The 13,429-nt window shown below is 54.4% G+C and carries 7 protein-coding genes and 1 pseudogene; 3 read left to right on the top strand and 5 right to left on the bottom strand.

The genetic code is table 11. From position 1 onward, the window contains the following. Position 1: 1 nt before the first annotated feature. Positions 2-469, top strand: coding sequence for an N-acetylneuraminate anomerase (nanQ, locus tag FDX09_RS13315; RefSeq protein ID WP_137347355.1), 468 nt, complete (start codon positions 2-4; stop codon positions 467-469). A gap of 60 nt (positions 470-529) precedes the next feature. On the opposite strand, the gene FDX09_RS13310 is transcribed toward nanQ, so the two are convergent. From FDX09_RS13310 to gltB, 5 genes and pseudogenes are all read right to left on the bottom strand, one after another. Continuing rightward, positions 530-1,810, bottom strand: coding sequence for a cytosine deaminase (locus tag FDX09_RS13310; RefSeq protein WP_137347348.1), 1,281 nt, complete (start codon positions 1,808-1,810; stop codon positions 530-532). Next, positions 1,797-3,050: a cytosine permease gene (gene codB / locus FDX09_RS13305; RefSeq protein WP_137347347.1), complete on the bottom strand. Its 1,254-nt coding sequence runs from the start codon at positions 3,048-3,050 to the stop codon at positions 1,797-1,799. The genes FDX09_RS13310 and codB overlap by 14 nt, the downstream gene beginning before the upstream one ends. Positions 3,051-3,166: 116 nt before the next feature. Then, positions 3,167-3,253 (bottom strand): annotated as a pseudogene (locus tag FDX09_RS23935) (hypothetical protein); the annotation flags it as partial. Positions 3,254-3,335: 82 nt separating this feature from the next. Further along, complete coding sequence (locus FDX09_RS13300) at positions 3,336-4,754, bottom strand: glutamate synthase small subunit (protein ID WP_137347346.1); 1,419 nt, start codon at positions 4,752-4,754, stop codon at positions 3,336-3,338. Between the two features lie 12 nt (positions 4,755-4,766). After that, a complete protein-coding gene (gene gltB, locus FDX09_RS13295; RefSeq protein WP_137347345.1) occupies positions 4,767-9,227 on the bottom strand; it encodes a glutamate synthase large subunit in 4,461 nt (1,486 codons plus the stop codon). Positions 9,228-9,910: 683 nt separating this feature from the next. On the opposite strand from gltB, the gene FDX09_RS13290 reads away from it, so the two are divergent. Beyond that, positions 9,911-10,840: a TIGR01212 family radical SAM protein gene (locus FDX09_RS13290; RefSeq protein WP_110496730.1), complete on the top strand. Its 930-nt coding sequence runs from the start codon at positions 9,911-9,913 to the stop codon at positions 10,838-10,840. Between the two features lie 213 nt (positions 10,841-11,053). After that, a complete protein-coding gene (arcB, locus tag FDX09_RS13285) occupies positions 11,054-13,390 on the top strand; it encodes an aerobic respiration two-component sensor histidine kinase ArcB (protein WP_069324404.1) in 2,337 nt (778 codons plus the stop codon). Positions 13,391-13,429: the final 39 nt, after the last annotated feature.

Here is a 13,429-nt window from a genome sequence, read left to right as displayed (position 1 = left end):
GATGATTACCGATGAGCTGCGTTCACTGCCTTCTTCCGGATTACATCCGGTATTGCAGGAAGCGCTAACGCTGGCCGTTGCGGCAAGGCCGCAGGAGAAAGTACCAGGATGCTATGAGCTGCAGGGCGATAATATTTTTATGAACGTCATGCAGTTCGTCACGCAGAGCCCAGAGCAAAAGAAAGCGGAGCTGCATCAGCAGTACATTGATATTCAGGTGCTGTTGTCCGGTGAAGAACGCATTCTGTTCGGGATGACCGATTCTGCTCGCCAGTGCGAAGAGATACATGCTGAGGACGATTATCAACTGTGCAATCACATTGCCGATGAGCAGGCGCTCACCTTAAAGCCGGGAAGATTCGCAATTTTTATGCCGGGTGAACCGCATAAACCGGGTTGTGCAGTGGGGGACCCAAGGGAAATCAAAAAAGTCGTGATTAAGGTGCGCGCCAGCTTGTTACACGCCTGACGATGAGAGAGACGGTGTCGGATGACAAGGTTGGCGCCATCCGACACGGGATATAACAATTTAGCGCTTAAACGTCACTGCTTCCGGCTGCGTCAAGTGCAGCGTGGTTTGGCTGGGGACTGTCTCGGCAATGACTCGCCCATGACGAATAGAATACCGCGCAGGCGTCTGGCGACGAACCGCGTCAAATCCATTTTCAGCCGGTAAAATCACCAGATTCGCCGAGTTCCCCACGCTCAGGCCATAGTCCTGCAGGTGCAGAGTTTTCGCGCTGTGGGTAGTGATCAGATTCAGTCCATCATTTATCTGTCCGTATCCCATCAGCTGGCACACGTGTAACCCCATATGCAGCACCTGTAACATATTTGCCGTGCCTAATGGATACCACGGATCGAAGACGTCATCATGACCGAAGCAGACGTTGATCTCCGCTTCCAGCATCTCTTTGACGCGCGTGACGCCGCGGCGTTTAGGATAAGTGTCAAAGCGTCCTTGCAGGTGAATATTCACCAGTGGATTGGCGACAAAGTTAATGCCGGACATTTTCAACAGGCGGAAAAGACGGGAAGCATATGCGCCGTTATAGGAGTGCATTGCCGTGGTATGACTGGCAGTCACGCGCTCGCCCATATTGTAGCGATGCGCCAGCGCCGCGACGGTTTCAACAAAGCGTGATTGCTCATCGTCAATTTCGTCGCAGTGCACATCGATAAGTCGATCGTATTTTTGCGCCAGGGCGAAGATTTTGTGCAGCGACTCCACGCCATATTCACGCGTAAATTCAAAGTGGGGAATCGCGCCGATGACATCGGCCCCCAAACGCACGGCTTCCTCTAACAGCGCTTCACCGTTGGGATAAGACAGAATACCTTCTTGCGGGAATGCGACAATTTGCAGCTCTACCCACGGCGCGACCTCTTGCTTCACTTCCAGCATGGCTTTCAAAGCCGTTAGCGTAGGATCGGAAACGTCAACGTGGGTACGGACATACTGAATGCCATTAGCCATCTGCCATTTCAGGGTTTGCATCGCGCGCGCTTTTACGTCTTCGTGGGTCAGCATTGCCTTACGCTCGGCCCAGCGTTCAATACCCTCAAACAACGTACCAGACTGGTTCCAGCTCGGCTCACCCGCGGTTTGCGTGGTATCCAGATGGATATGTGGCTCAACGAACGGTGGGATTGCCAGACCACCCTCGGCATCAAGTACTTCGCCCTGCGGCAATGGAGCTGCGTCCTGAGGCTCAATCCGGCTGAAGCGCCCGTTTTCAATCGTGAGCTGCCATAATCCTTCGCGTCCCTGTAAACGCGCCTGACGGATGGTGATGTTATTGTTCTGCATGGCTGACCTCTGGTGATTTAGCAAGGCTGCGATTGAAAAGTGGATTCAGCAGGATATAGCTGAATACGCCGCCGAGTACGGCGTTGACTGGCACAATACCGGGAATATAGTGACCGGCGGCGATGCCCAGCGCAACGGACAAAATAGCTATCCAGTTGACGGTCATAAATCGTGCTTTGCTGAAATCGGCATATCGGCGATGGTTCAGCAGATAGTCGGCGATAATCACCCCGCCAATCGGCGGAATCGCTGCCGACAGAAATGTTAGCCAGCCAACAAAGTTATTGTAAAGCCACAGCGCGCACAGTGTGCCGATAATGCCGTTAGCCACCGACAGCGTACGGCTGGAAAGACCGGTAATATTGGCAAATCCCAGACCCGATGCGTACAGCGCATTGTCGTTAGTGGTCCAGATATTCAGGCCTAGCACTACAATCGCAGGCAACAGCAGGCCCTGGGCTATCATCACGTCAGAAATATCTGCTTGTCCGACTGCAGCGGCGCCCGCCGCACCGAAGATAAACATCAACGAGTTGCCAAGGAAAAAAGCGACCATGGCAATCAGTACCGCGCCTTTGGCATTGCGGCCAAAGCGAACGAAGTCGGCGGTTAACGTCCCGGCGCTGACAAACGAGCCAACCACCAGCGCCAGGGCGGTGGAGAAATCAAGCGGCGTTTGCGGCACAATCGCTTTTAAATGGTCTAAACCGCCGACATCGCTCACCGCAAGCCAGACGGAGTAGCTGCCAAGAATGACGATGGCGGGAACGGCGATGGTAGATAAAATGGTCAGGGCCGAGATGCCAAAAAAGATAGTCATCGTCATCAGCAGACCGGAAACCGCAATCAGGATATTGACGTCAATCCCCGTCGCTTTGCCAACCGGAATGGCAAACATGGCCACACCCACGCCAAACCAGCCTACCTGGGTGCCTCCTAATAGCAGTGAAGGAAGCCAGGAACCTTTCACGCCAAATGAGTAACGAGCAAGGAGGTGGGTGGAGAGTCCGGTTTTTGCGCCGATGAAACCGAGAAATGCAGTGTAAATACCGAGGAGAAGATTACCGAAGAGAACTGCGAGGAAGAAATCATTATAAGAAAGACCGGTACCGAGTGTGCCACCGGTCCACATACTGGCGGAAAAAAATGTGAGCCCCAACATAACAAACGTTAGTGGTATCACGCCTTTCCGCGCCGCCAGAGGGACGGGGCCCTGGCTATAATTGTTGTCCTGCGACACAACGCCTCCATGAATTTTGCCCAAAAAATCCGCCGCATAATATACAGTTCTCAGAATAAAGCAAACGTTTTCGTGTGATGTTTTCTTGATGATTATTCATGGGGTTAATGGTTTCGCTAATTTTTCTCCGTCGTCAGTGAACCACCGCGTGCGAGTTGTGTTTCGAGCATGGTTTGCGAACGAATGAGTTCGTCTGTGAGTAATACCAGTAAGCTGACCATGTAAGCGGAAAAATATTAGCTCCCCATCCATCAGCGTCAGGCTGTGGCAGGGGAGCCCGAAGAGTTACACTTCCAGATAATTCAGAATCCCGTCAGCCGCTTTACGACCTTCGGCAATCGCGGTGACCACCAGATCAGAACCGCGCACGATATCGCCACCGGCGAAGATTTTCGGGTTGCTGGTCTGAAAGGCGATGTCACTGCGTTCGGGAGCGATAATCCGGCCCTGAGAATCCAGTTCGACGCTGTGTTTTGCCAGCCATTCCATACTGTGCGGACGGAAACCAAACGCCAGTACCACCGCATCAGCCGGTACAACGTGCTCGGAACCGGCGACGATCTCCGCGCGGCGACGACCCTTCGCATCCGGTTCGCCCATTTCGGTACGCGCCATTTTCACGCCGCATACTTTACCGTTGGCATTCACTTCCACGCCTAACGGCTGGACGTTGAACTGGAATTCCACGCCTTCTTCACGCGCGTTTTTCACTTCGCGCTTGGAACCCGGCATGTTCTCTTCGTCGCGGCGATAGGCGCAGATTACGTGTGCTGCGTTCTGGCGAACCGAAGTGCGCACGCAGTCCATTGCCGTATCGCCACCGCCGAGAACGACGACGCGTTTGCCTTCCATGCTGATGTACGGCTCGTCGCTGCTTTCGCCAAAGCCCATCAACTGTTTGGTATTGGCGATCAGGAATGGCAGGGCGTCGAATACGCCGGAAGCGTCTTCGTTCTCCAGTCCGCCGCGCATCGACTGATAAGTACCTACGCCAAGGAATACCGCGTCGTAATCCTTCAGCAGGTCGTCGAGCTGGACGTCACGGCCCACTTCCACGTTGAGTTTGAACTCAATACCCATGCCGGTGAAGATTTCACGGCGGCGGGTCATGACCTCTTTCTCCAGCTTGAAAGCCGGAATGCCGAAGGTCAGCAGACCACCGATCTCCGGATGACGATCAAACACCACTGCCTTCACGCCGTTGCGGGTTAGCACATCAGCGCAGGCCAGGCCCGCCGGCCCCGCACCGATAATCGCCACGCGTTTGTCCGTCTGGCGCACACCGGTCATATCCGGGCGCCAGCCCATTTCGAACGCTTTATCGTTGATATAGCGCTCGATGTTACCGATGGTCACCGCGCCGAACTCGTCATTCAGGGTACAGGACCCTTCACACAGACGATCCTGCGGGCAGACGCGGCCGCAAACTTCCGGCAGGGTGTTGGTCTGGTGTGACAGCTCAACTGCTTCAAAAATACGCCCCTCGTTGGCCAGCTTCAGCCAGTTTGGGATGTAGTTATGCACCGGGCATTTCCACTCGCAGTACGGGTTGCCGCAGGACAGGCAGCGATCCGCCTGCGCTTTCGCCTGGCCTTCAGAAAAAGGCTCGTAGATCTCGATAAACTCGATCTTACGGATCTTCAGCGGTTTCTTAGGCGGATCAACGCGCTGCAGGTCGATAAATTGGTATACGTTCTGACTCATTGCTGCTACCCCTTACTGCGCCTGCACACGCAGCTCTGCTGCGCTACGACTACGGTGACCCAACAGTGCTTTCACATCACTGGATTTTGGTTTTACCAGCGCGAATTTCGCTGAGAATGCTGGCCAGTTAGCCAGGATCTCTTCGCCGCGTGAAGAGCCGGTATGTTGTACGTGCTCGGTAATCAGACCGCGCAGGTGTTCTTCGTGAATGGCAAGAGAATCAACGTCCAGCACTTCCACCAGTTCCGGGTTCACGCGCTTGCGGAAATCGCCATCTTCATCCAGTACGTAGGCGAATCCGCCCGTCATGCCTGCCCCGAAGTTAACGCCCGTTTTGCCGAGAATACAGACGATGCCGCCGGTCATGTATTCGCAGCCGTTGTCGCCGATACCTTCCACCACGGTGATTGCGCCGGAGTTACGTACCGCAAAGCGCTCGCCCGCACGACCTGCCGCAAACAGACGACCGCCGGTGGCGCCGTACAGGCAGGTATTACCAATGATGCTCGCTTTATGACTGAGGAATGCGGAACCTATTGGCGGACGAATCGCGATAAGGCCGCCCGCCATACCTTTGCCGACATAGTCGTTGGCATCGCCGGTCAGATACAGCTCCACGCCGCCCGCGTTCCACACGCCAAAGCTCTGGCCTGCAGTACCGTTGAAGTGCGCTTTAATCGGGTCAGATGCCAGGCCCTGATCGCCGTGGGTTTGGGCAATATAGCCAGACAGCGACGCGCCGACGGAACGGTCGGTGTTGCGGATATCGAACCAGAAGGTTTTGCTCTGGCGCTCGTCGACATACGGTTTTGCCTGTTGCAGTAGCTGTGCGTTCAGTACGCCGTTATCAAACGGCGGGTTGTTCTCGGTGCAGAACAACGCCTTACCAGGATGCGGCTCGGCGGTTTCCAGCAGACGCGACAGCTCCAGCTTCTGCTGTTTGGCGGTAAACCCTTCCAGCTCTTTGAGCAGGTCGGTACGACCAATCAGATCCACCAGACGTTTCACGCCCAGCTCGGCCATCAGCTCGCGTACTTCGCGGGCGATAAATTCAAAGTAGTTGGTCACTTTGAACGGCAGACCGTGATAGTGGTTCTTACGCAGTTTGTCGTCCTGAGTTGCCACGCCGGTTGCGCAGTTATTCAGATGGCAAATACGCAGGTATTTACAGCCCAGCGCGACCATTGGGCCGGTGCCGAAACCAAAGCTTTCCGCGCCAAGAATCGCCGCTTTAATGATATCCACGCCGGTTTTCAGACCGCCATCGACCTGCAGACGAATCTTATGACGCAGACCGTTGGCGACCAACGCCTGCTGGGTTTCCACCAGACCCAGCTCCCATGGGCAGCCCGCATATTTCACAGAGGAGAGCGGGCTTGCGCCGGTGCCGCCGTCGTAGCCGGCGATGGTGATCAGATCCGCATAGGCTTTTGCCACGCCGGTAGCGATGGTGCCGACACCCGGTTCGGACACCAGCTTCACCGAGATCATCGCCTTCGGGTTAACCTGTTTAAGGTCGAAAATCAGCTGCGCTAAGTCCTCGATAGAGTAGATATCGTGGTGCGGCGGCGGGGAGATCAGCGTCACCCCCGGCACCGAATAGCGCAGTTTGGCGATGTACGGGGTAACTTTATCACCCGGCAACTGACCGCCTTCGCCCGGTTTCGCGCCCTGAGCGACTTTAATCTGAATGACGTCGGCGTTGACCAGGTACGCCGGGGTTACGCCAAAGCGACCGGAAGCCACCTGCTTAATACGCGATACCTTGTTGGTGCCATAACGCGCAGGATCTTCGCCGCCTTCGCCGGAGTTAGAGTTACCGCCGATGCTGTTCATCGCTTCCGCCAGCGCCTCATGTGCTTCCGGGCTTAATGCGCCGATAGACATGGCTGCGGTATCAAAGCGTTTAAATAATTCGCTCGCGGGCTCTACCTCGTCAATGCTCACGGCTTCATCGCCAGGCGTAATCGCCAGCAGATCGCGCAGCGTGGCCGCCGGACGCTCATTGACCAGCTTGGCATATTCCTGATAGTCGCTGTATTCGCCGCTTTGTACAGCCTGTTGCAGCGTGCGTACCACGTCCGGGTTGTAAGCGTGGTATTCGCCGCCGTGGACGTACTTCAGCAAACCGCCTTGGCTAATCGGTTTCCGCGCCAGCCAGGCATGTTTCGAGAGGTTTAGCAGATCCTGCTGGAAGTCGGTAAAAGCTGCGCCGCTGATGCGGCTGACTACGCCCTGGAAGCACAGCGCCACGACATCATCGTGCAGACCAACGGCTTCAAACAGCTTCGAGCAGCGGTAAGAGGCGATGGTTGAGATGCCCATTTTGGACATGATCTTGTATAGACCTTTGTTGATGCCGTTACGGTAGTTCAGCATCACGGTCCGGTAATCTTTGGCAATCGCCTGAGTGTCGATCAGACGCCCCAGCGTTTCATAGGCCAGATACGGATAAATGGCCGTCGCACCGAAGCCGAGCAGCACCGCGAAGTGGTGCGGGTCACGCGCGCTCGCCGTTTCAACGATGATGTTGGCGTCGCAACGCAGGCTTTGTTCTACCAGACGCGTTTGCACTGCGCCCACGGCCATCGGTGCCGGAACCGGCAAGCGGTTTTTCGCGATGTTACGGTCAGAAAGCACCAGCAGTACCGTGCCGTTACGTACCATCTGTTCCGCCTTATCGCACAAGGCTTTGACGGTCTCTTCAAGCGTGGTTTCGGTCACATCAAAGGTGATATCCAGCCGGTCAGCGCGATAATGCTCCTCTTTCATGGTGGTGAGCTGGGTGAAATCGGAGTACAGCAGGATCGGTGATTTAAAGCTCAGACGGTGTGCCTGACCTTCGGCTTCGCAGAAGACGTTCATTTCGCGACCGATGCTGGTGGCCAGCGACATAACGTGCGCTTCACGCAGCGGGTCGATCGGCGGGTTAGTCACCTGCGCGAACTGCTGACGGAAGTAGTCATAAATGATGCGCGGCTGGCTGGACAGCACGGCAAACGGGGTATCGTCACCCATTGAGCCGACCGCTTCCTGGCCGTTTTCACCGAGCACGCGAATGACGGAATCCAGCTCTTCGGCGCTGTAGTTAAACTGTTTCTGGTAGCTGGCGAGGGTATCATCGTCCAGCTCGCGGCTGCCGACCTGATCGTCAGCCAGCTCTTCGAACGGCACCAGGCGACGAACGTTTTTCTCCATCCACTCTTTGTAGGGGTGGCGGCTTTTCAGGTCATTATCGGTTTCCGCTGAGTGCAGAATGCGGCCGCTGCGGGTGTCGATAACCATCAGCTCGCCAGGGCCGACGCGGCCTTTTTCCACCACTTCATCCGGCTGATAATCCCAGATCCCGACTTCAGAGGCGCAGGTAATCAGCTTGTCTTTGGTGATGACGTAGCGCGCCGGGCGCAGGCCGTTACGATCGAGGTTACAGGCGGCAAAGCGACCATCGGACATGACGATGCCCGCCGGGCCGTCCCACGGTTCCATGTGCATAGAGTTGAAGTCAAAGAACGCGCGCAGCTCCGGGTCCATATCCGGGTTGTTCTGCCAGGCCGGCGGCACCAGTAAGCGCATGGCGCGGATGATGTCCATCCCGCCCGCCAGCAGCAGCTCCAGCATATTATCCATGGAACTGGAGTCGGAGCCGGTTTCGTTGACGAACGGCGCGGCGTCATGCAGGTCAGGGATCAGTGGCGTCTGGAATTTATAGGTACGGGCGCGCGCCCACTGGCGGTTACCGGTGATGGTGTTGATTTCGCCATTGTGCGCCAGATAGCGGAACGGCTGCGCCAGCGGCCAGCGCGGCACGGTGTTGGTGGAGAAGCGCTGGTGGAACAGGCAGATGGCCGATTCCAGACGCAGGTCCGCGAGGTCCAGGTAAAAGCGCGGCAGATCCGCCGGCATACACAGACCTTTATAAATGTTCACCAGGTTCGACAGGCTACAGACGTAGAAGTCTTTATCTTGCAGGAGGCGTTTTTCAATACGACGGCGGGCGATGAACAGGCGTCGTTCCATATCACGTGGGCGCCAACCCGCAGGGGCGTTAACGAAAATTTGCTCAATACGAGGCAGGGAGGATAGAGCGATTTCACCGAGAACACCTTCGTTGGTCGGCACGTCGCGCCAGCCGACAATCGACAGGGTCTCCTGCTGTAATTCTTCTTCGACTATGCGACGAGAGGCTGCCGCCAGTTCAGCGTCTTTATTTAAAAAGATCATGCCGACGGCGTAATTTTTGGCTAAACGCCAGCCGCGCTCTTGCGCCACGATGCGGAAAAAGCGATCCGGTTTTTGTAACAGCAGACCGCAACCATCGCCGGTTTTTCCATCGGCAAGAATTGCGCCACGGTGCTGCATGCGGGCCAGTGCGTGTATGGCGGTACGCACTACCTTGTGGCTAGGTTCGCCTTCTATGTGGGCGATCAGGCCGAAACCACAGTTATCCCTCTCAAGAGATTTATCGTACAACATATGAGTGAACCTCCCCAGGCTCTGCGGGATTCCCATCTAAACCGTTGCGCACGGGCACACCAAGAGCATGGCGACGGGGTTTGCGTGCATACGCTTACCTCGCATTCGCCCTCTTTATCCTTTTCGCACAGGTCAAACAAGTTTGAGGACTTGCTTCAGAGGGAATCTCAATTACTGCATAAATATGATGAGCAGGCTGCTCATCCAGAAAGCTTCCAGCGGATTTCCACGTTATCGGGAATCCACACACAGGTCAAATGGCAATCTTATTTATGCAAAAATGTGCTATAGGGCAATTAACTTTATGAAATTGCTGAAATAAAAGGGTTTTTTACATAGGTTTAACGTAGGGGGAACGGTCAGGGAAGTGTGATCTGTCTCACTGTCAGAACGGCTGTATAACCCTCGTCCTGCCTTTGTTTATCAAGATGTTTGGCATTTTATGCTGGTTTTTAAAGTTTTGGCGTCTTAAAGATACTGTTTTTATGCAAAGAGTATAAGAAGATAAAAAAAAGAGTCGAATATAAGGAAAAGTAATTACATTTTTAATGAATGAAATTTCGATTATTTTGATTTGTTATGCAATAAGTAAAGGCTCGCCAGGGCGATTGATCCAGGTCATCGCCGACTGGGGCAAAAAATGGCAGGCTTTGGCCTCTTTTCAAGGCGCGGTCTACCAGATTATGCAGTTACAGAAATTAGTCAATATGTTTGGTGGGGATCTTTCTCGCCGTTATGGACAAAAGGTTCATAAACTCACGTTGCACGGCGGCTTTAGCTGCCCAAATCGCGATGGCACCATCGGGCGCGGCGGATGTACTTTCTGTAATGTTGCCTCGTTTGCCGATGAAGCGCAGCAGCACCATTCCATAGCCGAGCAGCTTGAACATCAGGCGCACCTGGTCAATCGCGCAAAACGCTATCTGGCCTATTTCCAGGCCTACACCAGCACCTTTGCTGAAGTACAGGTGCTGCGTTCGATGTATCAACAGGCGGTCAGCCAGGCCAGTATCGTTGGGTTATGCGTTGGGACACGCCCCGACTGTGTGCCGGAAGCGGTGCTTGATCTGCTTTGCGAGTATAAAGACCTGGGCTATGAAGTGTGGCTGGAGCTCGGTCTGCAAACCGCGCATGACAAAACCTTGCACCGAATTAACCGCGGCCATGATTTCGCCTGCTACCAAAACACCACGCGGCTGGCGCGCGAGCGCGGGCTGAAAGTGTGCTCGCATCTGATCGTCGGTCTGCCGGGAGAAGGGCAGGCAGAATGTCTGCAAACCATGGAACGCGTGGTGGAGACGGGCGTTGACGGTATTAAGCTGCATCCGCTGCATATTGTGAAAGGCAGTACGATGGCAAAAGCCTGGGAAGCCGGGCGGCTGAACGGGATTGAACTGGACGACTACACGATTACCGCAGGTGAGATGATCCGCCATACGCCGCCGGAGGTGATTTATCATCGTATTTCCGCCAGCGCGCGTCGCCCAACGCTGTTGGCGCCGCTATGGTGTGAAAATCGCTGGACGGGGATGGTCGAATTGGATAAGTACCTTAACGAGCACGGCGTGCAAGGCTCGGCGCTGGGTACGCCGTGGGTGCAACTGGGGAGCTAGTATGTAGGCCTGATAAGGCAAAGCCGCCATCAGGCAATCTGCGCCTGCTTGCCTGATGGCGCTTCGCTTATCAGGCCTACGATGAACTTATCCGGCCTACGATGAACCACTCCTCGGTCATTTCACCGATAACCGCCGCATTTCTTGCACAATCTTCAACGTCACGCTGAGAATTGAGTATTATTGTGCCAAGTTGTCGTGAAGGAACCCTCTATGAAGCAAATTCGTATGCTGGCGCAATATTATGTCGACCTGATGATGAAGTTAGGTCTGGTGCGCTTTTCGCTGCTATTAGCGCTGGCTTTGGTCGTGTTGGCAATTGTGGTGCAAATGGCTGTCACCATGGTGCTGCATGGCCAGGTAGAAAGCATTGATGTCATCCGCTCTATCTTTTTTGGTCTGTTAATTACCCCCTGGGCCGTCTATTTTTTGTCAGTGGTGGTGGAGCAACTGGAGGAATCCCGGCAGCGTCTGTCACGGCTGGTGCAAAAGCTGGAAGAGATGCGCGAGCGCGATCTCAAGCTCAATGTGCAGTTGAAAGATAATATCGCCCAGCTCAATCAGGAAATTGTTGAGCGCGAAAAAGCTGAAGCGGAGCGTCAGGAAACGTTTGAGCAACTGAAGGTCGAAATCAAAGAGCGCGAAGAAGCGCAGATTCAGCTTGAGCAACAGTCTTCATTTTTACGCTCTTTCCTTGATGCCTCGCCGGACCTGGTCTTTTATCGTAATGAAGATAAAGAATTTTCCGGCTGTAACCGCGCCATGGAGTTGCTGACCGGCAAGAGTGAAAAGCAACTGGTGAATTTGAAACCGGCTGACGTTTACTCCCCTGAGGCGGCTGAAAAAGTTATTGAGACCGACGAGAAGGTGTTTCGTCATAACGTCTCGCTCACCTATGAACAGTGGCTGGACTATCCGGATGGACGCAAAGCCTGCTTTGAAATTCGTAAAGTGCCTTACTACGACCGCGTTGGTAAACGTCATGGCCTGATGGGCTTTGGTCGCGATATTACCGAACGTAAGCGTTATCAGGACGCGCTTGAACGCGCCAGCCGCGATAAGACCACGTTTATTTCTACCATCAGTCACGAGCTGCGTACGCCGCTGAACGGCATCGTTGGCTTAAGCCGGATCCTGCTGGATACGGATCTGACCGCCGAGCAGGAAAAATACCTGAAAACTATCCATGTCTCTGCCGTGACGTTGGGCAATATTTTCAACGATATTATCGATATGGATAAGATGGAGCGGCGTAAAGTCCAGCTCGATAACCAGCCGATCGATTTCACCAGCTTTATGGCGGATCTGGAAAACCTCTCTGGCCTGCAGGCACAGCAAAAAGGGCTGCGTTTTGTGCTTGAGCCAACGCTACCGTTGCCGCATAAAGTGATTACCGACGGCACGCGTTTGCGCCAGATTCTGTGGAATCTGATCAGCAACGCCGTGAAGTTTACCCAGCAGGGGCAGGTGACCGTGCGGGCGCGCTATGACCAGGGGAATATGCTGCATTTCGAGGTAGAAGATTCCGGGATCGGCATTCCGCAGGATGAACAGGATAAAATCTTCGCCATGTATTATCAGGTGAAGGACAGTAACGGCGGCAAACCGGCAACAGGAACCGGGATTGGTCTGGCCGTATCAAAGCGTCTGGCGAAAAATATGGGCGGCGATATTACGGTCTCCAGCCAGGCTGGTAAAGGTTCTGTCTTTACGCTGACTGTGCATGCGCCTGCGGTAGCGGAAGAGATTGAAGACGCTTTTGAAGACGATGACATGCCGCTGCCCGCCCTGAATGTCCTGCTGGTGGAAGACATTGAACTGAACGTCATTGTCGCGCGCTCAGTGCTGGAAAAACTGGGTAATAGCGTGGATGTCGCCATGACCGGGAAAGCCGCGCTGGAAATGTTCACGCCGGGTGAATATGACCTGGTATTGCTGGATATTCAGCTACCGGATATGACCGGGCTGGATATCTCCCGCGAGCTTACGCAAAAATACGCGCGTGAAGATCTGCCGCCGCTGGTGGCCCTTACCGCCAACGTTCTGAAAGATAAAAAAGAGTATCTGGATGCGGGAATGGACGACGTGCTGAGTAAGCCGCTGTCAGTCCCGGCTTTAACCGCCATGATCAAAAAATACTGGGATACCCGAAACAAAGAGGAGAGCACTGTGACATCTGAAGAGAGCAGTAAATCGCAAGCGCTGTTAGATATTCCTATGTTGGAACAATACCTCGAGCTGGTGGGACCGAAGTTAATTACCGACGGGCTGGCGGTGTTTGAGAAGATGATGCCGGGATATTTGAGCGTGCTGGAATCCAATCTTACTGCACGTGATAAAAAAGGCGTGGTTGAGGAAGGTCATAAAATTAAAGGTGCGGCAGGTTCGGTGGGGCTGCGCCATCTGCAACAGTTAGGTCAGCAAATCCAGTCGCCAGATCTTCCAGCCTGGGAAGATAACGTTGCTGAATGGATTGAAGAGATGAAGCAGGAGTGGCAGCACGACGTGGCGGTACTAAAAGCCTGGGTGGCGAGCGTGGAAAAAAAATGACCCCGGCTTGACCGGGGTGCGCGAATACTGCGCCAACAC

The organism is Citrobacter sp. wls717 (assembly GCF_005280955.1).
In the GTDB taxonomy this organism is placed as follows: Bacteria; Pseudomonadota; Gammaproteobacteria; order Enterobacterales; family Enterobacteriaceae; genus Citrobacter; species Citrobacter werkmanii.
Note: the sequence above shows the minus strand (reverse complement) of the source record. Positions and strands in the feature narration are given on the sequence as shown.